This window comes from Geobacillus sp. BK01 (assembly GCF_052220245.1).
Taxonomy (GTDB): domain Bacteria; phylum Bacillota; class Bacilli; order Bacillales; family Anoxybacillaceae; genus Geobacillus.
This window is the reverse complement of sequence record NZ_JBQPTH010000003.1, coordinates 41,152-63,840: the sequence shown is the minus strand read 5'-3', so window position 1 is coordinate 63,840 and position 22,689 is coordinate 41,152. Positions and strand designations below refer to the sequence as shown.

General features: G+C 53.1%; 27 protein-coding genes. 14 read left to right on the top strand and 13 right to left on the bottom strand.

Features of this window, described 5'->3' with window-relative positions:
* Positions 1–78: 78 nt before the first annotated feature.
* Both ACTVDO_RS04480 and ACTVDO_RS04475 read right to left on the bottom strand, forming a co-directional pair.
* Positions 79–690 carry a lytic transglycosylase domain-containing protein gene (locus ACTVDO_RS04480; RefSeq protein ID WP_442901124.1) on the bottom strand — a complete coding sequence of 204 codons (612 nt, stop codon included), beginning with the start codon at positions 688–690 and terminating at the stop codon, positions 79–81.
* Entirely contained in the window at positions 687–1,277 is a 591-nt protein-coding gene (locus ACTVDO_RS04475) for a CYTH domain-containing protein (RefSeq protein WP_020958962.1), read from the bottom strand. Before ACTVDO_RS04475 ends, ACTVDO_RS04480 begins: the two co-directional genes overlap by 4 nt.
* Before the next feature lie 129 nt (positions 1,278–1,406).
* Here ACTVDO_RS04475 and ACTVDO_RS04470 point away from each other — a divergent pair, with 129 nt between their 5' ends.
* The 4 genes from ACTVDO_RS04470 to ACTVDO_RS04455 all read left to right on the top strand — a co-directional run bounded on the left by ACTVDO_RS04470 (position 1,407) and on the right by ACTVDO_RS04455 (position 4,370).
* A complete protein-coding gene (locus tag ACTVDO_RS04470) occupies positions 1,407–1,784 on the top strand; it encodes a hypothetical protein (protein WP_020958963.1) in 378 nt (125 codons plus the stop codon).
* Between the two features lie 105 nt (positions 1,785–1,889).
* Complete coding sequence (locus ACTVDO_RS04465) at positions 1,890–2,528, top strand: GTP pyrophosphokinase (RefSeq protein WP_020958964.1); 639 nt, start codon at positions 1,890–1,892, stop codon at positions 2,526–2,528.
* Entirely contained in the window at positions 2,525–3,340 is an 816-nt protein-coding gene (locus tag ACTVDO_RS04460) for an NAD kinase (RefSeq protein WP_020958965.1), read from the top strand. The genes ACTVDO_RS04465 and ACTVDO_RS04460 overlap by 4 nt, the downstream gene beginning before the upstream one ends.
* Before the next feature lie 130 nt (positions 3,341–3,470).
* Positions 3,471–4,370, top strand: a complete 900-nt coding sequence (locus ACTVDO_RS04455) for an RluA family pseudouridine synthase (RefSeq protein ID WP_020958966.1) — start codon at positions 3,471–3,473, stop codon at positions 4,368–4,370.
* 9 nt (positions 4,371–4,379) lie between these two features.
* On the opposite strand, the gene prpE is transcribed toward ACTVDO_RS04455, so the two are convergent.
* Together prpE and ACTVDO_RS04445 are read right to left on the bottom strand one after the other, a co-directional pair.
* The gene (prpE, locus tag ACTVDO_RS04450; RefSeq protein WP_442901123.1) at positions 4,380–5,117 is read right to left on the bottom strand and encodes a bis(5'-nucleosyl)-tetraphosphatase PrpE; all 738 of its coding nucleotides are present in this window, start codon (positions 5,115–5,117) and stop codon (positions 4,380–4,382) included.
* Positions 5,118–5,263: 146 nt separating this feature from the next.
* Positions 5,264–6,439 carry an FtsW/RodA/SpoVE family cell cycle protein gene (locus ACTVDO_RS04445; RefSeq protein WP_020958968.1) on the bottom strand — a complete coding sequence of 392 codons (1,176 nt, stop codon included), beginning with the start codon at positions 6,437–6,439 and terminating at the stop codon, positions 5,264–5,266.
* Positions 6,440–6,637: 198 nt separating this feature from the next.
* Between ACTVDO_RS04445 and fabI the strand changes: the two genes are divergently transcribed.
* A complete protein-coding gene (fabI, locus tag ACTVDO_RS04440) occupies positions 6,638–7,414 on the top strand; it encodes an enoyl-ACP reductase FabI (protein ID WP_020958969.1) in 777 nt (258 codons plus the stop codon).
* A 116-nt stretch (positions 7,415–7,530) separates the two neighbouring features.
* The gene (locus ACTVDO_RS04435; protein ID WP_442901122.1) at positions 7,531–7,941 is read left to right on the top strand and encodes a CotO family spore coat protein; all 411 of its coding nucleotides are present in this window, start codon (positions 7,531–7,533) and stop codon (positions 7,939–7,941) included.
* 191 nt (positions 7,942–8,132) lie between these two features.
* Here the strand turns inward: ACTVDO_RS04435 and ACTVDO_RS04430 are convergent, their stop codons facing one another.
* Positions 8,133–9,179, bottom strand: coding sequence for a CotS family spore coat protein (locus tag ACTVDO_RS04430; RefSeq protein ID WP_020958971.1), 1,047 nt, complete (start codon positions 9,177–9,179; stop codon positions 8,133–8,135).
* A 230-nt stretch (positions 9,180–9,409) separates the two neighbouring features.
* Here ACTVDO_RS04430 and ACTVDO_RS04425 point away from each other — a divergent pair, with 230 nt between their 5' ends.
* Genes ACTVDO_RS04425 through ACTVDO_RS04415 form a run of 3 tightly spaced genes read left to right on the top strand, consistent with a single transcriptional unit; the run spans position 9,410 to position 12,090 of the window.
* Positions 9,410–10,549: a glycosyltransferase family 4 protein gene (locus ACTVDO_RS04425; protein ID WP_020958972.1), complete on the top strand. Its 1,140-nt coding sequence runs from the start codon at positions 9,410–9,412 to the stop codon at positions 10,547–10,549.
* Between the two features lie 5 nt (positions 10,550–10,554).
* On the top strand, positions 10,555–11,574 hold the full coding sequence (locus ACTVDO_RS04420; protein ID WP_020958973.1) for a CotS family spore coat protein: 1,020 nt from the start codon (positions 10,555–10,557) through the stop codon (positions 11,572–11,574).
* A 15-nt stretch (positions 11,575–11,589) separates the two neighbouring features.
* Entirely contained in the window at positions 11,590–12,090 is a 501-nt protein-coding gene (locus tag ACTVDO_RS04415) for a hypothetical protein (RefSeq protein ID WP_020958974.1), read from the top strand.
* A 59-nt stretch (positions 12,091–12,149) separates the two neighbouring features.
* Here ACTVDO_RS04415 and ACTVDO_RS04410 read toward each other — a convergent pair whose 3' ends face one another.
* Genes ACTVDO_RS04410 through ACTVDO_RS04400 form a run of 3 tightly spaced genes read right to left on the bottom strand, consistent with a single transcriptional unit; the run spans position 12,150 to position 15,546 of the window.
* On the bottom strand, positions 12,150–13,313 hold the full coding sequence (locus ACTVDO_RS04410; protein WP_442901121.1) for a glycosyltransferase family 4 protein: 1,164 nt from the start codon (positions 13,311–13,313) through the stop codon (positions 12,150–12,152).
* On the bottom strand, positions 13,310–14,266 hold the full coding sequence (locus ACTVDO_RS04405) for an NAD-dependent epimerase/dehydratase family protein (protein ID WP_020958976.1): 957 nt from the start codon (positions 14,264–14,266) through the stop codon (positions 13,310–13,312). The genes ACTVDO_RS04410 and ACTVDO_RS04405 overlap by 4 nt, the downstream gene beginning before the upstream one ends.
* A complete protein-coding gene (locus ACTVDO_RS04400) occupies positions 14,263–15,546 on the bottom strand; it encodes a UDP-glucose dehydrogenase family protein (protein WP_020958977.1) in 1,284 nt (427 codons plus the stop codon). Before ACTVDO_RS04400 ends, ACTVDO_RS04405 begins: the two co-directional genes overlap by 4 nt.
* A 179-nt stretch (positions 15,547–15,725) precedes the next feature.
* Here ACTVDO_RS04400 and ACTVDO_RS04395 point away from each other — a divergent pair, with 179 nt between their 5' ends.
* Entirely contained in the window at positions 15,726–16,532 is an 807-nt protein-coding gene (locus ACTVDO_RS04395; RefSeq protein ID WP_020958978.1) for a UTP--glucose-1-phosphate uridylyltransferase, read from the top strand.
* Between the two features lie 72 nt (positions 16,533–16,604).
* Here ACTVDO_RS04395 and ACTVDO_RS04390 read toward each other — a convergent pair whose 3' ends face one another.
* The 3 genes from ACTVDO_RS04390 to ACTVDO_RS04380 form a co-directional block, all read right to left on the bottom strand.
* Entirely contained in the window at positions 16,605–17,687 is a 1,083-nt protein-coding gene (locus tag ACTVDO_RS04390) for a glycosyltransferase (protein WP_020958979.1), read from the bottom strand.
* Positions 17,684–18,694, bottom strand: coding sequence for an aminoglycoside phosphotransferase family protein (locus tag ACTVDO_RS04385; protein WP_020958980.1), 1,011 nt, complete (start codon positions 18,692–18,694; stop codon positions 17,684–17,686). The genes ACTVDO_RS04390 and ACTVDO_RS04385 overlap by 4 nt, the downstream gene beginning before the upstream one ends.
* Positions 18,695–18,854: 160 nt before the next feature.
* Positions 18,855–19,160 carry a hypothetical protein gene (locus tag ACTVDO_RS04380; RefSeq protein ID WP_442901120.1) on the bottom strand — a complete coding sequence of 102 codons (306 nt, stop codon included), beginning with the start codon at positions 19,158–19,160 and terminating at the stop codon, positions 18,855–18,857.
* Positions 19,161–19,332: 172 nt separating this feature from the next.
* Between ACTVDO_RS04380 and ACTVDO_RS04375 the strand changes: the two genes are divergently transcribed.
* Positions 19,333–19,683 (top strand): DUF1360 domain-containing protein, encoded by a 351-nt coding sequence (locus ACTVDO_RS04375; RefSeq protein WP_020958982.1) that lies wholly within the window; start codon positions 19,333–19,335, stop codon positions 19,681–19,683.
* 191 nt (positions 19,684–19,874) lie between these two features.
* On the opposite strand, the gene ACTVDO_RS04370 is transcribed toward ACTVDO_RS04375, so the two are convergent.
* Positions 19,875–20,639: a hypothetical protein gene (locus ACTVDO_RS04370; protein ID WP_020958983.1), complete on the bottom strand. Its 765-nt coding sequence runs from the start codon at positions 20,637–20,639 to the stop codon at positions 19,875–19,877.
* Between the two features lie 102 nt (positions 20,640–20,741).
* Positions 20,742–21,461 carry a hypothetical protein gene (locus tag ACTVDO_RS04365; protein WP_020958984.1) on the bottom strand — a complete coding sequence of 240 codons (720 nt, stop codon included), beginning with the start codon at positions 21,459–21,461 and terminating at the stop codon, positions 20,742–20,744.
* Positions 21,462–21,615: 154 nt separating this feature from the next.
* Here ACTVDO_RS04365 and ACTVDO_RS04360 point away from each other — a divergent pair, with 154 nt between their 5' ends.
* From ACTVDO_RS04360 to ACTVDO_RS04350, 3 genes are all read left to right on the top strand, one after another.
* Positions 21,616–21,951 (top strand): spore coat protein, encoded by a 336-nt coding sequence (locus tag ACTVDO_RS04360; protein WP_020958985.1) that lies wholly within the window; start codon positions 21,616–21,618, stop codon positions 21,949–21,951.
* 271 nt (positions 21,952–22,222) lie between these two features.
* Positions 22,223–22,447, top strand: a complete 225-nt coding sequence (locus tag ACTVDO_RS04355; protein WP_020958986.1) for a hypothetical protein — start codon at positions 22,223–22,225, stop codon at positions 22,445–22,447.
* A 27-nt stretch (positions 22,448–22,474) separates the two neighbouring features.
* Positions 22,475–22,678: a hypothetical protein gene (locus tag ACTVDO_RS04350; RefSeq protein WP_020958987.1), complete on the top strand. Its 204-nt coding sequence runs from the start codon at positions 22,475–22,477 to the stop codon at positions 22,676–22,678.
* Positions 22,679–22,689: the final 11 nt, after the last annotated feature.

Genomic DNA, 22,689 nt, shown 5'->3' with positions numbered 1-22,689 from the left:
AATCATTCGTCGTCATTTGATTGCTATTTTATCAACAGTGAACGTTTATCTCAAACAAAGTGACTCCAATGCCGCCATTTACACGCGATAACTTTGCAACACGCGCTCAACATAGGCTTTTGTTTCGGCAAACGGCGGCACGTCGCCGTAGCGGTCGACATGGCCCGGTCCAGCGTTGTAAGCCGCCAAGGCGAAAGTGATGTTGCCATTATACCGGTCAAGAAGTTGGCGCAAATATTTTACCCCGCCGTCGATATTTTGCGCCGGGTCAAGCGGATCGTCGACACCGAGCATTTTTGCGGTGCTCGGCATGAGCTGCATCAGCCCGAGTGCTCCCGCCCGGCTTTTCGCATCGGGACGGAAGTTGGACTCATGGCGGATCACGGCGCGAATGAGACGCGGATCGACCTCGTACTTGTTTGCGGCGGCAACGATGAGGGCATCAATGGAAGACGGTGCATCAGAAGCGCCCGTCCCCCCCGTTTCCCGGGCGGCGATGCTGCCGCCGGCAGGCGGTGAATCGGGATGTGGCCGGCCGTTCGCCATCGCTTCCGCCTGGTTGCTAAGGTATTCAGCAAGCAAGGTCGAAAACAGTGACGGAGCGGGCGATGGCAACAGGCTTGAACGCCCGGGCGAGAACGTCTTGAGCGCTTGCAGCTCGACGAGCAATTGTAAGGGTGAAACGGTCATGATCTTTCCTCCATTTCGCATTTCCGGGCGTAGAAGCGGGCGATTTTGTTTGGCGCCGGGCGGCGCGGGATGCCAAGCGACTCAAGCAGGCGCAAAAATCGCTCCTCGCCCGTTTTGGCGTTGTCCGTCTCATATTCGAGTTCATAATCTTCGCTTTGCAAGTAGAAGTTGCGGTCAAGGCATAGCAGGCCGCTTTCGTACGAACATTGGGCGCGCTCGGTGATCAAAGAGCCGAAACAGCGCACCTTGTGCGGGTCAACGCCCATTTCTGAAAGCAAGACCGCGATCGTCCCGTACAGCGGCGCGCCCGCGAGCAACGCTTCGGCTTCGGAAGCGGTGAGCGGCTCATGCGTCTCGAGAAGCGACCCGTCCGCCCGTGTTTGTTTCAATGTCAGCGTAAACCGCCCTTCTTTCACCCGGATGCGCAGTGCCGCTGCCTGCCTTTTCAAGGCGAACGAAGGGGTGTCAAAGTAATGATTTTCCTGGCGGCGGAAAGCGCCATCATCCAACCGGAAGGCGGCGCGTACGGCGGCGAATTCCTCCGCAGTCAGCAAGTTTTTGAATTCGATTTCGATTTCTTGGCGCATTGTTTTCTCCTCAAGTAAACAGTCTCCTTTTATTATCGACGGTTTTCCGGCGAATATCAATTATTTCGCCCACATAGGGTGAATATGGTAAAATAAAGGGCGGATGGTTGATGCGGAAGGAGAGAAAGTATGAACAACAAAGTGATCGTTGAACGGGCAGAGCGAAAAGACAGCCGGCTTTGGCTGTATGCTAACGATGTGCCGGTTCCGCTCGCCCATGTGACGCCAAAACGCCATATGCTCGTTGATTCGGATGCATTGGCGTTTGTGTATATTTTAGAGACAAACGACCGTTTTCTCTATGTTATGATTCCGAAAGAGTGGTGGCCGGAGCTGAAGGAGACGCTCGCGGAAAACGAACCCGTTTGGCTGAAAAGCGGGGAAGGGGCGGTCGAACTCGAACAGTTTGGTGAAGAGTTAGCCTATTTGCTTGAAAATATCCGCGGCAATGCTAATTATGGCGAGATGCTTGAACAAGCGGTGCAAGACGTGTTTTGGATCGAATAAGAAAGCCGGTTGCCTGCCTTTAAGAGGGGGCGGGGGAAGAGCGTGGGCGGCAAAACAGGCTGGCGGATGCCGAGGCAGACTGAACACATGTAGGCAGGTGATACGATGGTAAACCATTGGGATTTGTTTTTAGCCCCGTATAAACAGGCGGTCGAGGAGTTGAAAGTGAAACTAAGGGGGATTCGCGCCCAGTTTGAGATGATTGAGGCTCATTCGCCGATCGAATTTGTCACCGGACGGGTGAAGCCGATTGCCAGCATTTTAGATAAAGCCCAAAAGAAAAACATCCCGCTCGACCGTCTCGAGGAAGAGATGCAAGATATTGCAGGGCTTCGCATTATGTGTCAATTTGTCGATGACATTAAAACGGTCGTTGAGTTGTTGCGTAAGCGCAACGATTTTACGATCGTTGAGGAGCGCGATTACGTCACGCAAAAAAAAGAAAGCGGTTATCGTTCGTATCATGTCGTGATTCAATATCCCGTTCAGACGATCCGCGGCGAGAAAAACATTTTGGCGGAAATTCAAATTCGCACGCTGGCGATGAATTTTTGGGCGACGATTGAACACTCGCTGAACTATAAATATAGCGGCCGCTTTCCGGAAGATATTAAAGCTCGGCTGCAGCGCGCGGCGGAGGCTGCCTACCGTCTCGATGAGGAGATGTCAAAAATTCGCGTTGAAATTCAAGAAGCGCAAGCTGTTTTTTCACGAAAACAAGAAGCAAAAGGGGAAGGGCAATGAAACGAACCGATGCACCGCTGGCCTTCGCCATTACGTCAAAAGGGGACGATACGTCGAACGCCCTTGCGCAAAAGATGAAAACGTATTTGCTTGATTTTGATTTGCGCTACGATGAGGAAGCACCGGATTTGGTCATTTCCGTCGGCGGGGATGGGACGCTGTTGTACGCGTTCCACCGCTATTGCCACCGGTTGGACAAGACGGCGTTTGTCGGCGTTCATACCGGTCATCTCGGCTTTTACGCCGACTGGGTGCCGGAAGAAATCGAAAAGCTCGTAATTGCCATTGCTAAAACACCATACCAAGTGGTGGAGTATCCGCTGCTTGAGGTGACGATCCGTTACATTAACGGCGGGAGTGCGGCAAAGTATTTAGCGCTCAACGAATGCACGGTCAAATGCGTAAGTGGGACGCTCGTCATGGATGTTGAAATTCGCGGCGATTTGTTTGAGCGGTTTCGCGGCGACGGGCTGTGCATTTCCACGCCGACCGGAAGCACGGCCTACAATAAGGCGCTTGGGGGAGCGATTTTGCACCCGTCGCTCGAAGCGATTCAAGTGACGGAGATGGCATCCATCAACAACCGCGTCTTCCGGACGATCGGCTCGCCGCTTGTGCTGCCGGCGCACCATACGTGCTTGCTAAAGCCGGTCAATCATATCGATTTTCAAATTACAGTCGATCATTTGTCGCTCGTACATAAAGAAGTTAAATCCATTCAATGCCGGGTCGCCGACGAAAAAGTGCGTTTCGCCCGTTTCCGGCCGTTTCCGTTTTGGCGGCGGGTGCGCGACTCGTTCATCACCGACTGATGCCCATCCGGCGCCGGTCGACTGCTGCTTCGGCGGGAGGAAAACGCGCCGGTGTTCCTGTTTGGCGCGAAGCAGCGAACAGGTGGGGCGTTGGTGATTGACCAGGACTCCCATAGAAAGGTGGACGAACATGCCGCCGTTTACACTGACCGTTTTGATCGACAAACAGCATGATGGAAAGCTGCTGCGTCAGTTTTTGCAGGAGATGGGCATCTCGAGGACGGCGCTCACCGATATCAAGTTTCATGGTGGGGCGCTCTGTGTTGACGGCCGTCCGGTCACAGTTCGTCACGTGTTGCACGCCGGCGAGACGCTGTCGGTTGTGTTTCCGCCGGAGCGGACGAGCGATTGGATGGATCCGGAAGAGATGCCGCTTCATATCGTGTACGAAGACGATTACGTCCTTGTCGTCGACAAACCGGCCGGGTTAGCGACGATCCCGTCGCGCCATCATCCGGGCGGAACGCTTGCCAACGGCCTGCTGCACCATTACCGAAAGCAGCAGCTCGACTCCACCGTTCATATTGTGACAAGATTAGACCGCGACACATCCGGGCTTGTGCTCGTCGCCAAGCACCGCCACGTTCACCATTTGTTGTCCACGCTCCAGCAAAAAGGAAACGTAGCGCGTACATACGAGGCCATTTGCCACGGTGTCATCGTTGACGACCAAGGAACGATTGAGGCGCCGATCGGTCGCCGAAGCGACAGCATCATCGCCCGCGAAGTGCGGGCAGACGGCAAGCCGGCCGTCACCCATTTCCGTGTGCTCGAGCGGCTTCGCGGCTATACGCACGTATCGTTGCAACTTGAAACGGGACGTACGCACCAAATCCGCGTTCATTTGGCTTATGTTGGCCATCCGCTCGCCGGGGACGACCTCTATGGCGGAAACCGGGAGATGATCGACCGCCAGGCGCTTCATAGCCGCCAGCTTTCGTTTTTCCATCCATTTGAACGCCGCTGGTTGACATTTGCCGCTCCGCTTCCCCAAGATATGGCGCGCCTCATGGAAACGATGCGCGAATGAAGCGTCGGTTTATGGGAACGAACGGAATTTTTCCGGAACATATGGCATCGATGACGGCACCGAGACGGTCTCCATTTCCGGATAGCGCAACGCAGTGAGCGCACCGCCGAACACACAGCCGGTGTCGATGTTGACGGTTCGTCCGACAAACCGCGGAGTTTTGACAGGCGTATGGCCATAGACGACCCATGCGGCGCCGCGATACCGCTTCGCCCAGTCGCGGCGCACCGGCGTCCCGTCCGGGTTTGTTTCGCCGGTGATGTCCCCATATAGAACGAATGTCTTCACTTTTTTGTCCGTCCGCCCGATATAATCATGGCGAATGCCGGCGTGGGCGATGACAAGGCGCCCCTCATCCAAAACGGCGTACAGCGGCGCCTGCTCATACAGGCGGATAAATTGGCGGCGGACCATCTCTTGTTCGCTCGGGGGCAAGGCGTGGTATTCCGCGACGGTCGTCTCAAGACCGTGGGCGATTTGCACGTTGCGCCCTAAAAAGAAGCGGTACAGCTTATTGCAATGGTTGCCCGGCACATAGTAAGCCAGCTTTCGCTCGACAAGGGCGGAGACGATTTTGATCATGTTCAGCGACTCGGGGCCGCGGTCAGTCAAATCGCCGACAAACCCGAGCTTCCGCCCGTCCGGATGAATCGGTATCCCTTCGTCCCAGATATAGCCGAGTTTTTCTGTCAACGCAGCAAATTCGCGGCGGCAGCCGTGAATATCGCCGATAATGTCAATGGCCATAAGAGGCGCTCCTTTCTCACTATGGTCGGTGTACTACCAGTATGTCCGTCAGGCAATAGAAAGAAAAGAGGAGATTGTGCCGAGATAGCCGCAAAATGGGAGACGGACGGCAAAAACGAAGCCGCCTGCCGATGATCGGCAAGCGGCTATTCGTCGCTCGCGAACATAAATTTCCGCGTCCGCGAATGGACGTTTAAGACAAGGCCGATCGCCAGCATGTACGTGGCGAGCGAGCTTCCTCCGTAGCTGATAAACGGCAGCGGCAGCCCGGTGATCGGCAACAGCCCGATCGTCATGCCGATGTTTTGGAACACTTGGAACGTGATCATGCCGACGACGCCGGCGCATAAATAGCTGCCATACAAATCGTTGCTCTCAAGCGCGATATGAACCATGCGGTAAACAAGCAGGAAAAAGAGCGAAACGACGATGCTCGAACCGACGAATCCGAACTGTTCGGCAATGACGCCGAAAATAAAGTCGGTATGCGCCTCAGGCAAATACACTTGCAAATTGCCGAGCCCTTTTCCGTACAGCTCCCCCGACCCGATGGCCATCAACGAACGGATGAGCTGGAATCCTTGCTCGTTTGAATATTCATATGGGGCAAGCCAACCGTAAAATCGGTTTAACTGATAATCTTCTTTAATGATATATTGATGGAAGAAATCAGGAAAATAAAAGAAAATAAAGACTACCGTCGCCACAGCCGCTACTCCGGAAAAGACGATGCCGAAAATAATGCGCCAGCGGATGCCGGAAACAAGGACTAACGTGGCGGTGATGGCCGTAAACACCATCGACATCCCCAAATCTGGCTGTTTAGCGAGCAAAAAGAGAGGCGGCAGGACGGTGAGAGCGATTTTGCCGAGCAGTTTGAAATCATCGCGGATCATGGGTTCGGGATATTTTTCCCGATGATTGACGATGATGCGGCTCAAAACGAGAATCATGAAAATTTTCATTAACTCCGATGGCTGGAAGTTCCCGCCCGGGAGGCTGTACCAGCTTGTCGCCCCCTTGATCGTGACAGTTCCGGGAACGTTCAGCTCGAGCCCGAGCAAAAGCAACATGCCAAGCCCATATAAATACCAGGCGATTTGAAAGAGCCGATCGTAGTCGATAATCATCGTCAAGGCGATGACGACTACGCCAACGGCGTACCATTGCAGCTGCTTGGAGGCAAAGTTGACGTTTTGCAGCTTCTCAGGAAGCATCGGTTCCGCGCTATGAATGGCGATGGCGCTGACGACGGCCATTAAGAATAAAAGGAACAACAAATGATAATCGAGCTTCGATTGGGAAAAACGATCATGATCCATGGAACGATCCTCTCCATTCAAATGTACCATATACCATATTAACGAATTCGGCTTGTTTTGCAAAGTGGGAAAAACCGCCGCTGGCATCAAGAAAGCGGAGGGAAAAGGGCGCCGGTGCATTTACATCGTCCTTGGCATATCCTATAATAGAATTAACACCTGGTACTAATAATAAATGACAATTAGGAGGATGAACGAATGACATTATCATTGGAAGGACGTACATATGTCGTGATGGGGGTGGCGAACAAGCGGAGCATCGCCTGGGGAATTGCCCGCTCGCTTCACGCCGCCGGCGCCCGACTCGTATTTACATACGCCGGCGAGCGGTTTGAAAAAGAGGTGCGGGCGCTGGTCGATACGCTTGAGGATGAACGCTCCCTCCTGCTGCCGTGCGATGTGGCGAACGATGAAGACATCGTTCAATGTTTTGCGCAAATCAAGGAACAAGTCGGCGTCATCCATGGCGTCGCCCATTGCATCGCCTATGCCAATAAGGAAGACTTGAGCGGTGAGTATATGAATGTCAGCCGCGACGGCTTTTTGCTTGCCCATAACATCAGTGCCTATTCACTCACCGCGGTGGCGCGCGAAGCGAAAGAGCTCATGACCGAGGGCGGCAGCATCGTCACCCTCACATACCTCGGCGGTGAGCGAGTCGTGCAAAACTACAATATCATGGGGGTGGCGAAAGCGTCGCTCGATGCGAGCGTGAAATATTTGGCGAACGATTTAGGCAAATACGGCATCCGCGTCAACGCCATCTCCGCCGGACCGATCCGCACGCTGTCAGCGAAAGGGGTCGGCGACTTTAATACGATTTTAAAACAAATCGAAGAGCGCGCCCCGCTCCGCCGCACCACGACGCAAGAAGAAGTCGGCGATGCCGCCCTGTTTTTGTTCAGCGATTTGTCGCGCGGCATAACTGGGGAAGTCATTCATGTCGACTCTGGGTACCACATTTTAGGATATTGAACATCAACGAGGCAGCTGCCCCGGCCAACGGGGCGGCTGTTTTTTGTCCGTCTAGGGGCAATTCTCGCGCGTTGGGGCATACATATATAAGGCAAGCGGTAGAAAGGGGGAGCTGTATGAGAAAACAAAAGGTCGTAGAAACGGAGCCGCTGCTTTATATTGTGCAGCCAAAGGCCATGCGGGCCGCGGCGCATATGCAGGAAACGTTTACATGGACGAACCGGCCCCGACAGAAAGAAACGGGCGACGCCGCTGAACAGGTTAGGGAGGGGGAGGAACAGAGGGCGTTTTTCAGCAAAAAGGAGTTTCAGGCGATGACGCTTGATGAGCAGCTTGCTTTTTTAACGAGGCTGCCCGCCCATTTGCCGCCGCTCAAATGCCAATTTGCCACGAAAGAACAAAGCTATGAAGGCGTATTAAAACGGTGCACGGCGGCCGAACTAGAGGTTGCCGATGAAGAAGGGAAAGAAACGGTGATCGAGCGCGCGCAGCTTCTTTCGGTGACGATGATCGGGTTTGTGCAGTAATCCGCTAGAAATGCCCCCCGAACGAGCCGTTTCCTGATCAAATGATTCTTTTCGCCGAGTTGCCGTTGTTCAAGACGTTAAGAAGTCGGCGGGCATACATGCTGTTTGGGGCGCATTCGCAGCCCGCCGGTCCGGTTTACGGTTGAGTGCGTTCCCAAACGCGTCTGCCGGCTTGGGAACGCTTGTTTTTTCTACAACGAAGCGAGCCGCCTGCTGATTTCCTCCCATTTTGTCTGTTCATATGCCATTGTCTCGGCCAGTTCCGCCTCGGCGAGGGGCACGTTCCGAATATATTTTTCCACCGCCAGCTCATGCAAATCGTACGGAAACAATAGATCGATGAACAGCACTTTTTTTTCCTTTGTTGCCAGCGGGCGCACCGCCTCATAAGCCTCGAGCACCATATCGGCTTTTGCTTTTCCTTGCCGGTCTGTTTCAAAAAGAAGCGGAGCCATCATTTTGCGGACATCGCGAATCGGCAAGTCGAAGGCAGCCGTATCGAGGTCGATGATCCAGACGTTTCCGTCTTCCCCGCGCAGCGAGTTCCCCGTTCCATAGTCCTGATGGCAAAGCGACGGTCGTTTCTTTAGTTGCTCAACCCACGCTTCGTAATGCGATTCTAAAAGCTGTTGCAACACTTCCTCTCCTCTTTCGATAAAGCGGTCGATTTCCTCTAAATATAGGCGGGAAAACGGGTCATCACGATCCAATGCAGCGAGCTGTTTCCACGCCTCGAGCTGCCGGCATCGCTTCATATAATGCTTCGGCCATTTGCCGAGTTTGCTGAACACTGGAACGCCAGGCGGCGGTTCGTAACCAGTTGACTGCACATGAAAGTGGGCAAGGGCGTTGATCATAGCAGTCAAATCGTCGCGGACAGTCAAATCAAACGGTGTCCCTTCGATCCAGTCGTACAGCACAAATAAAAACGGTCCGTACTTTTTAAATAGGCGATGGTCGCGTGTTTTAATGATGCGCGGGACATAAAGCCCCTTTTTGGCTAAAACGTCTTGCGCGTAAATTGAAAAGAGCGCCTTTTTCTCCGGACGGTGAATGCGCTTTAAGCATTTCGGCCCGTCATCGGTATGCACTTTCCAGACGAGTGCCATTTGTCCGCTTTGCACGACGTCGATCGCCCTCGCTTCTACGTCCCACTGCTTTAACAACAGCCGCGCCATATGGATGAGCCGTTCATTGGCGGCTGGGGGCGCGGTTGAATAGATAGTTTGGTCAGCCATCGTCAGTCCCTGCTTTCTCCTTTTTTTCTACTGTATGGCCGGTGGCGACGGCTGTCTATAGCCGTTTATCCCGAGATGAAAAAACAGGCGAACGTCCAGCCGATTCATTATCTAGAAGGGCGATTGGCGGATGCCCGTTTGCGTTGGGGGGATGCACAGGGGGAAAGGAGTACACGTATGATATAAAAACAAGCTTTTGCCTGAATGTTTCTAGAGGATGGGGGATTTTCATGAAAATCGCCATGATTGCGACTGAAAAACTGCCCGTGCCGGCCATCCGGGGGGGAGCGACACAAATTTATCTCGATGCGACAGCGGCGATCATGGCGCGAAAACACGACGTCACTGTGTTGTCGATTCGCGACCGTGAATTGCCAAATGAGGAAAGGAACAAAAATGGGGTGACCTATCGACGGTTTGCCCAAGAGACGTATGTGCAAGAAGTGGCGAGCCATCTGCGTACGGAAACGTATGACATTATTCATGTGTGCAACCGGCCGCAATGGGTTCGCCATGTCCATGATGCTTCGCCGGACAGTGCCATTGTGTTGAGTGTCCATAATGAAATGTTCCGCGATGATAAAATTTCTTATGCCGAAGGGATAGATTGCATTCATACCGTTCAAAAAATTGTCACCGTGAGTGATTATATCAGGACGACCATTTGCGACCGTTTTCCGGAGGCGGCTGAAAAAGTAGCGACCGTTTATTCAGGGGTCGATATAAAGACGTTCCAACCGAAATGGACAGCGCAAGGAGCAAAAATCAATGCGGCTGTCCGTCGTGAACTCGGGCTTGAGGGAAAAAAAGTCGTGCTGTTTGTCGGGCGGTTAAGCAAAGTGAAAGGCGCCCATTTGCTTCTTGAAGCACTGCCGTCAATCACCGAAAAGCATCCAGAAGCAGTGATGGTGTTCGTCGGCTCGAAATGGTTTGGCGCCAATGAGGTGAACAGCTACGTCCGTTACTTGTACACACTCGGAGCGCTGTACGAAAATAATGCGATGTTCATTCAGTTCGTCAAGCCGGAACAAATTTCGCAACTGTACACGATGGCGGATTTGTTCGTTTGTCCGTCACAGTGGCAAGAGCCGCTGGCCCGTGTTCATTATGAGGCGATGGCGGCTGGGTTGCCGATCATTACGAGCAACCGCGGCGGAAATCCTGAAGTGGTTGAAAATGGAAGGAACGGGTATATTGTCAATGATTTCAGAAATCCCGAAGCGTACGCCGCACTCATTAACAAGCTGTTTGACAATCTGTCATCCGCCAGTCAAATGGGCAAATACGGGCGACAGAAAGCGGAACGCGAATTTAGCTGGGAAGCGGTAGCGGCGAAGCTGTTGCGCGCTTACGGGGCAGAAAGGGGGTAAAGTGATTGCAGTCACAATGGATTGCTGCTAAGGTACTTGAACTGTATCCATGCAAAATCGAAGACATCAGACTTCAATCGATACGGCCGAAAGAAACCGTCTGGACGGTTGCTACAGACGAAGGGGAGAAAGTGTTGCGCCAACAGAAGGCGGCGCCGGAGCGAATGTTGTTTTATGCCGAGGCGCACCGTCATTTGCAACAGCGGCAATTTCCGATTGCGGCGTTATGCCGGACGAAAAACGGGGGGTTGTGTGTCGCCGGCGGGACACAGGCGTACGCGCTATATGATGGCATCAGCGGCAAGGAAGTAGGCTATTACGATGTTGAACAGCTTGAAAATGTGTTCGAATTTCTCGGTTTGTTCCATGTCGCCTCACAACAGTTTTCGCCAAGTTCGAAGACGAAAAAGAGAAACCGGCTCGGAAAGTGGCCCAAGGCGTATACATGGAAGCTGCAAGAGCTGTCCGGCTATAAAAAAATGGCTGATTCGTTTATCGATGATCCGTTTTCCGCCTTGTTTTCGGAGATGGCTGGTGCGATGCTCGCTGCGGGCAAGGAAGCGGCCGATCAACTACAAAGCGATACGTACGCCGCATGGACAGCTGGTCCGGACCGGTGGACAGGGTTTATTCATAAAGATATTTCTTTGTCACATCTCGTCGAAACGGAGGAGACGATGATGATGCGCTATCTCCCGGCAGTCGTCATCGATTTGCCGGTGCGCGACATCCAAGTGCTGCTTCATAAAGTCATGAAAAAGATGGCGGTGTGGGATGAAGACTTGGCCGCGCGGCTGCTGCAAGCGTACCATCGGGCCCATCCACTCACCGACGAACAGTACAGGCTGCTCGAGGCGGAGCTGTTGTTTCCGCACTTGTTTGCCTCCATCGCCCGCAAATATTATTTAGGGGCGAAAGACAATTGGTCAGATGAAAAATATATGTGGGAGCTGCAGACGGTCATCACGGTTGAGCGGACAAAACAAGATGCACTCCGCCGCACACCGTTGCCATCGCTTTTGTAAAGGAGGTGTAAGAGATTGAGCCATATTCCAAAGCTCGATTTACAGTCGTTCCGTTTTTCCCCGCCCGGGCCGATGGGATGGGGATGGGTGGAAGATAACGAGTTTTTTGAGCAACTGTTGCTTGGTGCCGAGGAGGAAGAGGAAACAGTGGAAGACTTGCCGCCCATCCTTGTCGAGCTGGCCGGAGAGGGGCAAGAAGCAGTTGTCCCGCTCGCGCCGATTGCAGGACGCAAAAAGGAAAAGCGTCTCGCTAAGCCGAACAAAGAAAGCCGACCGAAACAGAAAGCGAAGGAAAGGCAGGAGCGGCGGACGGAGGAGAGGGAAAACGGGCAACTGAAGCCATCGAGGAAGCAGGTCGCCGCCAATCGTCCAACACAACATGAGTCGGCAGAACAAGAAAGAGGAAAACCGTCCAAGCGGCGCATGGCTGTCTCGTTTGCCATTTCTTCCGCCCTTGTTCCCCAACCGAAAGCAGGAAGGGGGCATCAAAAGGGAAACATCTTTACAATCGGATAAAGAGAAGGATGCCGCGCAGCTAGCAGGCATCCTTTCTTTTTTCGTAAGCGCTTTGGCAGTTAGAGGCCGGCTGTTTGCCGCCGATGAGTGGCAAGCGCCTCTTCGTAGACGGCTTCAAGGCGCCTGGCCACGTGTTCAAATTGGAAGTTCGCTTCTACCATAGCCCGCGCCGTCTCGGCCATGTACCGGGCGTGTTCTTTCTGTTCAAGCATATAGCTGATCGCCCCAGTGAACGCTTGGCTGTTGGCGTAGTCGCTAATGACGATGCCTGTTTGTCCGTGGCGAACGATTTCGGCATTGCCGCCACGGTTGGTCGTTACGACTGGAATGCCGGCGGCCATCGCTTCGTAATGGACGCGGGCGAGCGGTTCGTGCCATTGCGAGCTGCACACAAACACGTCGGCCATTAAGAGCAGTTTTGGAATATGACTGTGCGGAATGTAATTCGTAAAGATGACCCGATCCGCAAGCGGCGCTGCCAACTCGTGCAGCCAATCGACATATTCGCTGCGGCTGTTGTCGCTAAACCACTTTCCACCGGCGATGACAAGAACGGCTTCAGGATGGCGCGCCAAAAGGGATGGAAGGCATTGAATAAGCAAGTGCGGCCCTTTTGTTTTGCTGAGCCGGCCAAGAAACAGCACGACTTTTTGATCGGCAAGCCCGTACGCTTGGCGCTCTGCCCGGCGGATGCGCTGGCCTTCTTCCGTCCAGATGGGGATGTATTGCGCAAGATCGACCCCGGAATAAATGACTTTTACTTTCCGGGGGTCGATGGGGTAACGGTTCGTCACGGTCCGTTTGATGTATTCGCTGACAGCGGTCAGCAAGGTGCAGGCGTTTAGCGCCCGCTCCGCCTGCTCTGCCGTGATCTTCAAGGGCGAAAACATATCGTTATGAAGGCTCAGCACAAAGGCGCTGTGCGGCGCCGCCGCCTTGTAATTGACAAGCGGCGCAGGGCGGTTGAACACATGGACGACGTCGAAACAGTTTGCGGCCAGCTCACGCGCCACATCGGCTTCGTATGTCAGCTTCGGAAAGCGGATATAGCGGATGTTTCCGTCCGTCTCTTCGGGGGGCAAGAGCGGGTCGGCTACGGAAAAAATGGTCAGTTCATGGCGGCGGGCTATGAGCGGGGCGATGCCGTCAATCATCACCTGAATGGCACCGCCCTTTATGGCCGGCGAAGGCAGCTTTTCTGTGCAGACGTAAGCGATGTTCATGTCTGGGCCTCCTTGTATAACGAACGGATGTAGGCAATTTCTTTTTGCAACCCATCGATGAGCGTGACGGTCGGTTCGTATGCAAGCAGCTGCCTTGCCTTTGTTAAGTCGGCCCATGTCTGTTTCGGCTCCCCGCGGGCGGCGGGTGTATAGTGGACAGTCGCTTTTTTTCCGGTCAGCGTTTCAAGCAAGCGAATCACATCATTCACCGATGCCCGTTCTTTCCCGCCGATGTTGATCGTTTCCCCGACTACGTGATCCCGTTCGAGCGCGGCTGCTGTTCCGGCGATGCAATCGGAAATATAGGTGAAATCGCGCGACTGTGTTCCATCGCCGAATACGGTGAGCGGCTGGCCGGTGAGCAGTTGGCGGATAAAGCGGTGGAACGACATATCGGGGCGCTGGCGCGGGCCATAAACCGTAAAATAGCGCAAAATGACGACCGGCACGGAGAACTCGCGGAAATAGACGCGGCATAAATGCTCGCCAGTGAGCTTCGTGATGCCGTACGGAGAGAGCGGAACCGGCTCGAGTGTTTCAGACAGCTTGCCGCTTTGCTCGCCGTAAACGGACGAGGTCGAAGCGTAGATAAACCGTTTGAGTGGCAAGTTTTTGCACGCTTCAAGCAGCCGCTGTGTAACAGAAATGTTATGCACTGCATAGGCGGCAAAGTCCGTTCCCCAACTCGTTCGCACGCCGGGCATGCCGGCCAAATGGTACACCGCTTCTACGCCGTCTAACAGCACCGACAAGTCGGCCGTCAGTAAATCGGTCTCAACGAATGTAAACCGCGGATGGGATTGCAGCGGGGCGACGTTTTTCGTCTTGAGCGGCGCCGGTGTCGGGCCGATAAAGCCGTCAACGCCGATCACCCGGTGTCGGTTATCTTCGAGCAGTTTTTCACATAAATGGGAGCCGATAAATCCGGCCGCTCCGGTAACGAGAATGTTCATCCCCGTCCCACCCCCATATAGCGTAAACCGCTTTCTTCGACAGCGCGGCGGTCCAAGCAGTTTCGACCGTCAAAGACGAGTGTTCCGTTCATGATCGCTTTTACCTCTGCCCAGTCAAGCGTACAAAATTCCTTCCAGTCAGTGGCGATGACCAAGCCATCGGCCCCTTGGATCGCTTCGTGCACCGACTGTGCTTGCCTGACATTGGCGAGCGGCGCTGGCAGCGTCGCCTTCGGGTCATAGGCGGCGACCATACAGCCCGCCTCACTTAACCGCCGGATGAGCGCTTCGGCAGGAGAAAAGCGGGTATCGTCTGTATTCGGCTTAAAGGCGATGCCGAGTACGGCAATTTTTTTGCCGCCTAACGGGGCCAGCTCTTTGTTCAACTTGTTGAAACAAACGTCAAGCTGGGTGGCGTTGACTGTCTGCACTGCGCGCAGCAGATGCGGTTCGACATGGCGCGAGCGCGCTGCATGTTCAAGCGCCTTGACATCTTTCGGAAAGCAGGAGCCGCCATAGCCGAGGCCGGCTTGCAAAAAATGTGGACCGATGCGCGGATCGAAGCCGATCCCGCGGGCGACATCGTTGATATCGGCGGCAAATGCGTCACAAATGCGTGCCATTTCGTTGATAAAGGATATTTTTGCTGCCAAAAAGGCGTTGGCGGCGTATTTGATCAGTTCGGCGCCGGTTAGGCTTGTCGTAACGTAAGGCGCATCGATGCCGGCATACATTGACTGCACGACAGCGAGCGAGCGATCGTCGTCCGGTTCAAGGCCGACGACGATTTTGTCCGGGTGAAGCATATCATAAACGGCTGATCCTTCCCGCAAAAACTCAGGATTGGATACGATGCGGAACAAATGCGGCTTCACCCCTTTCCGGGCGAGCTCAGCGCGCATCCATTCATTCGTTCCCGGCGGGACAGTGCTTTTCGTGACGATCGTTTTGTACGATTCGATCGTTGCGGCTAAGCGGTCGAGCACCGCCTCGATATAGCGCAAGTCAGCGCTGCCGTCCGGCCGCGGCGGGGTGCCGACGCAAATGATAATGACGGCCGCCCGTTTGATATAATCCCAGCGGCCGCTAAAAGTTAAATAGTTGCAGTTTTTTGTAATTAACTCTTCTAACCCCGGCTCATAAAACGGGATTTTCCCGTTGTTGAGCAGACGGATTTTCCGTTCATCATGATCGATGCAATGCACCTCATGCCCAAGTTCAGCAAGGACGGCTGCGGTGGTCAGTCCGACGTAGCCAGCGCCGATGATGCAGATGTTCATGCTAATAGGCCTCCTTCGCGAAATCTCCGGCTTTTATAGCGTATTAACGGACAACCTTTGTTTGCCACATGGCAAGCGCCTAAAACGCTGGAAATCAGACGGCCTATTTTCCATGGACAACCTTCCGTGCCATTTGGAAGCGAATACGATAAAGATATAGAAGACAAGGGGGGGAAGTCATGGTTAAAAAAGCGATCATCCCCGCGGCCGGGTATGGGACAAGAGGATTGCCGGTGACGAAAGTCATCCCGAAAGAGATGTTCCCTGTCGGGGCCAAGCCGGCGATCCAATATATTGTGGAAGAAGCGTTTGCCTCGGGAATTGAGGAGCTGCTCATTATTGTCTCGCGGGCGAAAAGTTTAATCGTCGACTACTTTGACCGCTCTTTAGAGCTCGAGGCGTTTTTGGAACGGCGGAACAAGACACATTTGTTAAAAGAGGAGTTTATCCCTTCCGGCCAAATTTATTATACGCGCCAGCCGTACGCGAGGGGATTGGGGGATGCCGTCCGGCTTGGCAAGTCGTTTGCCGGCGGTGAGCCGTTTGCCGTGTTGCTGCCCGATGATATCGTTTTGCATAAAGGGGTTCCGGCCATTCGTCAGCTGATTGAGCATTATGAGCGGTGCGGACAAAGCGTGGTCGGTTTAAATAAAGTGGAGAGAAACGAGTTGCACAAATACGGCGTGATCCGCGGCGAGCCGCTTGACAATGGCGCGTACTGCATCACCGACATGGTGGAAAAGCCAAAAACCAATCCGCCATCCGACTTGGCTGTCATCGGCCGCTACGTGTTCACACCGGCCATTTTTTCATATTTAGAAACGCTGCCAAGCCCCGGGGAAGAAGAAATTCAATTGACCGAGGCGATCCGTCGCCTGGCGGCCGAGGAAGGATGCCAAGGGAAACTCATCGCCGGAACACGGTTTGACATCGGGACGGCTGACGGTTACATGTCACTGCTTTCGGCCGTTTGGAAAGAACGTTGAACGCTCCCCCGCCTATGCCTGCGCTTGGAAGCGGGGGAGTTCCCGTTCGGAACAGGAAAAACCAGGTAAAGACTACCTGGTTTTTTTTCTTAGCCAATCGTACAACCGTTCCTGCTCTTTAATTTGTTTGGCGACGTCAAACTGCTGTTCGATCACTTTGCGCGCCCGTTTTGTAAACGACGGAATCTGTCCCGGATGTTCAAGAAAAAAGCGGATGCCGTTCGCCAGCTCTTTGTCGTCCTTTTCCGGTGCGAGGTAGCCCGTGCGTCCGTGTTCGATCAATTCAGGGATGCCGGCGTGATTCGTCGAGATGACCGGCAGCCCGCTTGCCATCGCCTCTTTCAGCACGTTCGGAATGCCTTCGATGTCCCCGTCAGAGGCTGTCTCACTCGCTAGGCAAAACAGGTGGGCGCGGTTCATTTCTTGCGCGATAGCGGCTGCATCCATAGCCCCGGGCAATTCAACAAATGGGGTCAATCCGAGCTCGTTGACGAGCCGGCGGATATTTTCTTCGTCTTTACCGCTGCCGATAATACGAAGACGACAGCGCGGATGTTTCGCGTGCACGCGTTGAAAAGCGCGCACGAGCGTTAAAAAGCCTTTTTTCTCGACGAGCCGGCCGATCGAAAGAATGACGATGTCCCCATGTTCCGGGATCGTCCGTTCCTGATACGGAAATAAATCGAGTTCAATGCCGCCATAGAGGACATGAATTTTTTCCGATGGAAACCCTAGCGTAACAAGTTCATCGGCTAGGTAACGGCAGACGGGGAGAAAGAGTGCCCCGTGCTGCTTGAGCAGGCTATACCGCTTTTGGTTGCGCCGCAGGCTGTTGCCTTTGGCGGAGCCGTCGCGGCCGCGGATGCTGACGACAAGCGGAATGCGATGGGTGATGCAAAGCGGGAGAATTTCAATGGCGTGTTTGCCGTGATGAGCATGAATGGCTACGATATTTTGTTCTTTGACGAAACGGCCGAAATTGTTGATATCGTTGAGGTGATAATAATTAACAAGAGGAAACGGGTGGCTGCCGTCATCAGCGAACGATCCGATAATGATCGACCGATATTTTTTTAGATGAACCATTTGGTTGTAAATAAAGCGTTGGTTAATTTTCATTTTTTCATGGATAAAGTGGGCGATCGTTTGTTTCATGTTCTTGATCCCTCGCTTTTGAATAAATCGGACAAAAAAGCGAATTTTTTCGTTTCCTGCTCGGCGAGACGGGTGAGCAAGTCTAAAGACGAGCGGTTCTTTGCCGTCTGCTTTCGTTTTTCAACGATGGCCATTTCGCTGTAAAACACGTGCGGAAACATGGCGTCGGCTAAGTAGACGTTTTTATACGGAGCGTACAGCGAGCAGATGGAGAAGTACAGGTCAAATAATGGCTCAAGTCTCTTGATTACATCGTTTTTTGGATTTTTCGTCAACGAAATGAGCAAAAAACGAAAATCGTCAAGCGGAAGGCCGTAGTAGGCGCGGTCAAAGTCGATCATCATCACGTTATCGTTCTCCGCTAATAAAAGATTGTTGCTGTTATAATCTCCATGGCAAATGGCTTTTCGTTCCGCTGCCTCAAGGCAAAAGTCGGCTAAATCACTTTTTTCAAGCAGTACGTAGCTCTGGTTGGCCAGTTGCGCCATCTGTTTCATTATATGAGAAAGCGCAGTTCCATTAGCAGCCTTCGCCATCTCCTGCAATTGCGCGACTTTTTGACGGTGTGCGTGCAACACCTCCTTCGACTTCGGAAAGGAAGGGGAGTGGGAGCCGATCCAGTCAGGAAACAGGCTGTCGGCATGGAAGCGGGCCAGCCCTTCAATTCGCTGCCGGAAAGAGGGTCTTGTTTCGCTTAAGGAGATATAATCCATCAAATAGTAATAACTGTTTTTTCGGTGAACGTAATATTGTTTTGTTTTGGTTTGGAAAATTTCCGGGACATGAAAGCCTGTTTCATACAGTTTGGAATGAAGCAAGATGGGGAAATTGGTTTTATCCTCATTTAGACGCTTGAGTACATACCGTTTGCCCGTTTTTTTGTTTTGTACAAGCCATACCTTTTCCTCCTTCAGCTCACCGATGATATCAGTCTCGGTTTTCGATAGGCCGTAATTGCTTAAAACGCTTAAAACGTCGGATAACAGACGAGATCGTTTCGAAGCCAAAGTCAGTTCCTCCTAGCGCAGTTGTCGATTAGTAAAAGTGTATGTAAAAGAAAGAGAGTTGGTATAGACAAGCGCACTAACCGATGGGAAAACGCCATCGCCAAAAAATAAGCGCCGGCTGCGCTGTGCGAACGCCAGCCGACGACGCTGTTTCCCACGTTTATTCGTCTTCGTCATCTGAATTCGTTGACGGAGCCGGCCGCATGGAAGCAGGGAGATCAATGGCGGTGATCGCAGCCGCATTGAGGGTGAGCGGACGCCCTCCGTCTTCATAAAAACGGTCAACCAACAGTGAAACGGTGTTCGTCTGCGGCTCGAAACGGAGAAAAAGCGCATTGTAATACGTCTCGTTGGCGGTATGCACGTTCACTTCCGTGTTGGGCGGCAAGGTGGTCAGTTGGTTGTAAAGAGCATGGGAAAGGCGGGAGCGGGCCGGCCGCCGGTCGAAAAATACATGATACATCATGTCGCCTCCTTTCTTGTCTCTTGTGTTAAAAACCTATACTCCATCATATGATTGGCGTAGGAGAGCGTTTGGGTAAACGTCCGCACGAAGACGAATTCGCCCGCCGCTAGATGAGGCGAAGGGGAAAAGGTGCCCCTTTTGGCCACTATGGCAGCGGAAAGGGGAGAGGAATATGGATGGTCCGTTTTCGTTTATCCTTCTTTGTTTGGCCAGCTTCCGTCTGACGAGACTTGTCGTGTATGATGCGATCACGAACTGGCTGCGCCGGCCTTTCCATGAATGGGTTGAAGAGGAGCTTCCCGATGGAAGAAAAGAAGTATTTCTTGTTTTGAAGGGCGGTGGACTGCGGCGCTGGATCGGCGAACTGCTAAGCTGCCACTGGTGCACCGGAATATGGTGTGCAGCGTTTTGTTACGCCGGTGTCATGCTTTGGCCGTCCGTTTTTCAACCGCTTATCGTGTTGCTTGCCGTTGCCGGAGGGGCAGCACTCATTGAGACCGTCGTCGGCAAATGGCTGTCATAAAGAGGCAACGTCCACCCACACCGTGATCAGTCAGAGGGACATGGAAGCTATCGCAAGCCCATAGCGGCTTTACAAGGGACACCACCATGGGGGCGTTGTTGATCGCCTGGATGGAGAAAGCTGGCCTAAGAGCAGACCGGCCAAGAAAAGAAAGCGCGCCGCCGGGCGGCGCGAAACGAAGGCCAAACCGTTTACCATTGGATGGAGATATGGTTGGCCGCGGGAACGCCTTTTGGCAATTCGGCGCAATACACAAAGCCGTCAACAGTCAACGATCGGGTGCTATCGGACGGGCGGACGGCGATTTCAAACTGGGAAAAGCGCCTCTCTTCCCCGGGTTCAAGCGGGGTGCCATGAAGCGGGGCGATCCAATATTCGCCGTTTTGCCGCACTTTTTCCCGCCAGTTTTCTTGTGTGAACGTCCAGCTTTCTCCGCCGCTTGCGGCAAGCCGTTCTTGTTCAGCCCGGGCGCTTTGCGGCAGCACAATTTTTCCGCTCAGCACCGCCGTTTTCGGCGGCGAGAGACGGAGGCAGACAATGAGATGGTGAAGCGGCGTTGTCCCGCTGTTGCGAATGATGAAATCGCCGATTACGGTTATGTCTTCTTCGTCAAGCTGCGGTGGAATGACAACAGAATGGTGGAACAGCGCCAACACCGAGGCAGCCGGCTCGGCGGTCGGTTGTTTCCATTCGGAGCGATTATGTTCCGCCTCTTCCAAAGCGATTTCGTACAGCAAAAGTTGGCGTTCCAAGGCAGCGATTTTTTTCTCATACGTTTCCACGTTAACCGTTTCTGCTTCGCGGAACTTTTCTTTCCAGTAGGAGCTGCGCATTTTTTCCTTGGCTAGTTCGGCTTCAAGTTGCTGCAACTGTTGCTTGCATGAGGCAGCTTCCGATCGGTAGTGGATGATTAGCTGCTGCAGGCGGAGGTGTTGGTCATCGTTCGTGTTTTTCACTTGCTTTCCACCCCTTCCATTTTTATCTTATGTATGCACGGCGGGCAAATGCCATATAAAAAAGGCTGTTGTTAAGAACAACAGCCTGAACGGTGCAGGACGTTACATTGCCGGGAATACGTCCGGGCATTGCGGCGGGAATTTGTTCGTCGGACAGAGCACGGCTTCAGCCAGTTCTTCCCGCGGCTGGCAGAAACGGGCTTCGACTTCGATTTTGACATCGGCTTCCATTTGGACTTCGAGGCACAAGGTGATGGAAACGTCGAGCTGGGCAAAGTTGTCCGTGCAAACTAGGCTCGTGTCGCATTCGAAGAAAGAAATATGGCAATTGAGCTGCGTGCCTTCTGGAGCGCATAAGATGAATGTTTGCGCCGTGGCAAACGGAATTGGCGACGACTGGCAAATGACCATGCCGGTCGGGCTGACGATTTGCACGACGACGTGTCCTTTGACGAGCGCCTTGACTTTTTGCAGCGTTACGGTTTCACCAGAAGGAAGGGTGACGTTTACAGGCTGCCGGCCGTTTGGTTGCGTAATTTCCTGGCAAATCAACGCGTTTTGGTCCACGACTGGGTCGATCGGATTTCCTTCAGCATCAGTCAAGAAGCAGCGGATCGTAAACGCTTGCGGGTCCATAGCTTGCCCTGACAAAAATTCACAAATTGTTCCTTCCCGCTGGCAATTGGCCTGTGGAAAAATCATTTCCAAATCGTCGCCGCTGAAGCTTCGTAACGGTACATCAATTTGACGCGTTACCCAGTCGTAAACTTTGCGGGTTCGGATGCATACTTTTTCTTTATCGCGACGGTGATAATGGCCCATTTTCTTCGTTCCTCCTATCGTTCATTTATTCCCCAACGCCTGATGGTTTGGGACTACTGTATACTATGAACGACATGGGTAAATGTGTTGGGACAGATGCGGATTTTTTGCCGACACGCGCATGCCAGAGACGAAACAAAGGGGGAGATGACGAATGAAAGAGAAACAAGGGACGATCAATACGGAGAAAAGAGGAGTAGATGAACAACGGTTGATTGAACACATTGCCGAGCTAGAGCGCCGGTTGAAAGAGGTGGAAGCGGAAAATATTGTCTTACGGGAATTAGCGTATCAAAGCGAACAGCGCTACGAACAAATCAAACAGCTGATGAAACAAAACGACGAACTTCGCCGTCAGCTGCAACAACGACCGCAACCGGAAGAAACGGGCGATGCCTACAAGGAAGAACGGCCGGACAGTTGGTTTTTCCATACACTAAGGCAAGAAAACGCTATTGCGCCCCGCCCGGAGCGAAGCAAAGAAAAATGAGAGGCACCCTTGGCCTACATGACCATACAATAGCAGTAGCCATACATTTTTTATACAGGGGGATGAAGCCATGATGAAACCAACGCCGCCGAAACCGACGACATGGGTGCTTTCCTCAACAACTCAGCCCGTGCGGCGTCCGAGAGGATGCGGTTGCGGCCGACCGCCGATTGTAAAGAAATAGCAAGAGGCCGTGAGAGGCGCCTATACTCCGTTCCCTTTCCTTGCATAGTCTAACAGTGCAACTAGGCGAAAGGAAGGGGGGCTAGGCATGTCAGATCGAAAAAAGGCAAAAGTCATTCACGTCGATAAGCTGATCATTCACGCCGATGACGTCGTGATTGTGCCGCGCAGACGCATTCGCGATCCATGGCTGTTCCCGTATCGTGCTGATGCTGAGATCGAAGCCATCGAAGATGTACGGGATGAAGAAGGACGCGACGAGGGGGATCATGATCGGGACGAAGGGGAACGGAGACCGTTCTCATGGATTTAGCCATGAAGCAAATGGGGGATATGAACGGTGGAGCGCTTTAAAAATTACGGGCTTTGGCTTGCGGTCGGGTCGTTTGCCGCGCTGGCGCTTGAGACGTTCGGCGTCGATATCGATCTTGGCAAATACGAGCAGCTGTATCATGCGCTGTTAAGCATTTTGGTGATGGCCGGCATTTTAAACAACCCATCGCTCGGCCGCGGTTATTCTGACAAAACCGACAAAAAGTCATAAACGGCAAGGGC

What these genes read in the sequence shown, in the direction of transcription:
- ACTVDO_RS04455 (WP_020958966.1), top strand. Translation starts at nt 3,471, where the DNA reads ATGCCGCCGTTTACACTGACCGTTTTGATCGACAAACAGCATGATGGA.
- ACTVDO_RS04410 (WP_442901121.1), bottom strand. Translation starts at nt 13,313, where the DNA reads ATGAACATCGCTTACGTCTGCACAGAAAAGCTGCCTTCGCCGGCCATA.
- ACTVDO_RS04475 (WP_020958962.1), bottom strand. Translation starts at nt 1,277, where the DNA reads ATGCGCCAAGAAATCGAAATCGAATTCAAAAACTTGCTGACTGCGGAG.
- ACTVDO_RS04365 (WP_020958984.1), bottom strand. Translation starts at nt 21,461, where the DNA reads ATGGGCCATTATCACCGTCGCGATAAAGAAAAAGTATGCATCCGAACC.
- ACTVDO_RS04380 (WP_442901120.1), bottom strand. Translation starts at nt 19,160, where the DNA reads ATGATGTATCATGTATTTTTCGACCGGCGGCCGGCCCGCTCCCGCCTT.
- ACTVDO_RS04400 (WP_020958977.1), bottom strand. Translation starts at nt 15,546, where the DNA reads ATGAACATCTGCATCATCGGCGCTGGCTACGTCGGACTGACCACCGCA.
- ACTVDO_RS04445 (WP_020958968.1), bottom strand. Translation starts at nt 6,439, where the DNA reads ATGGATCATGATCGTTTTTCCCAATCGAAGCTCGATTATCATTTGTTG.
- ACTVDO_RS04425 (WP_020958972.1), top strand. Translation starts at nt 9,410, where the DNA reads ATGAAAATCGCCATGATTGCGACTGAAAAACTGCCCGTGCCGGCCATC.
- ACTVDO_RS04395 (WP_020958978.1), top strand. Translation starts at nt 15,726, where the DNA reads ATGGTTAAAAAAGCGATCATCCCCGCGGCCGGGTATGGGACAAGAGGA.
- ACTVDO_RS04405 (WP_020958976.1), bottom strand. Translation starts at nt 14,266, where the DNA reads ATGAACATTCTCGTTACCGGAGCGGCCGGATTTATCGGCTCCCATTTA.
- ACTVDO_RS04460 (WP_020958965.1), top strand. Translation starts at nt 2,525, where the DNA reads ATGAAACGAACCGATGCACCGCTGGCCTTCGCCATTACGTCAAAAGGG.
- ACTVDO_RS04360 (WP_020958985.1), top strand. Translation starts at nt 21,616, where the DNA reads ATGAAAGAGAAACAAGGGACGATCAATACGGAGAAAAGAGGAGTAGAT.
- ACTVDO_RS04390 (WP_020958979.1), bottom strand. Translation starts at nt 17,687, where the DNA reads ATGAAACAAACGATCGCCCACTTTATCCATGAAAAAATGAAAATTAAC.
- ACTVDO_RS04435 (WP_442901122.1), top strand. Translation starts at nt 7,531, where the DNA reads ATGAGAAAACAAAAGGTCGTAGAAACGGAGCCGCTGCTTTATATTGTG.
- ACTVDO_RS04375 (WP_020958982.1), top strand. Translation starts at nt 19,333, where the DNA reads ATGGATGGTCCGTTTTCGTTTATCCTTCTTTGTTTGGCCAGCTTCCGT.
- ACTVDO_RS04430 (WP_020958971.1), bottom strand. Translation starts at nt 9,179, where the DNA reads ATGGCTGACCAAACTATCTATTCAACCGCGCCCCCAGCCGCCAATGAA.
- fabI (WP_020958969.1), top strand. Translation starts at nt 6,638, where the DNA reads ATGACATTATCATTGGAAGGACGTACATATGTCGTGATGGGGGTGGCG.
- prpE (WP_442901123.1), bottom strand. Translation starts at nt 5,117, where the DNA reads ATGGCCATTGACATTATCGGCGATATTCACGGCTGCCGCCGCGAATTT.
- ACTVDO_RS04465 (WP_020958964.1), top strand. Translation starts at nt 1,890, where the DNA reads ATGGTAAACCATTGGGATTTGTTTTTAGCCCCGTATAAACAGGCGGTC.
- ACTVDO_RS04480 (WP_442901124.1), bottom strand. Translation starts at nt 690, where the DNA reads ATGACCGTTTCACCCTTACAATTGCTCGTCGAGCTGCAAGCGCTCAAG.
- ACTVDO_RS04355 (WP_020958986.1), top strand. Translation starts at nt 22,223, where the DNA reads ATGTCAGATCGAAAAAAGGCAAAAGTCATTCACGTCGATAAGCTGATC.
- ACTVDO_RS04470 (WP_020958963.1), top strand. Translation starts at nt 1,407, where the DNA reads ATGAACAACAAAGTGATCGTTGAACGGGCAGAGCGAAAAGACAGCCGG.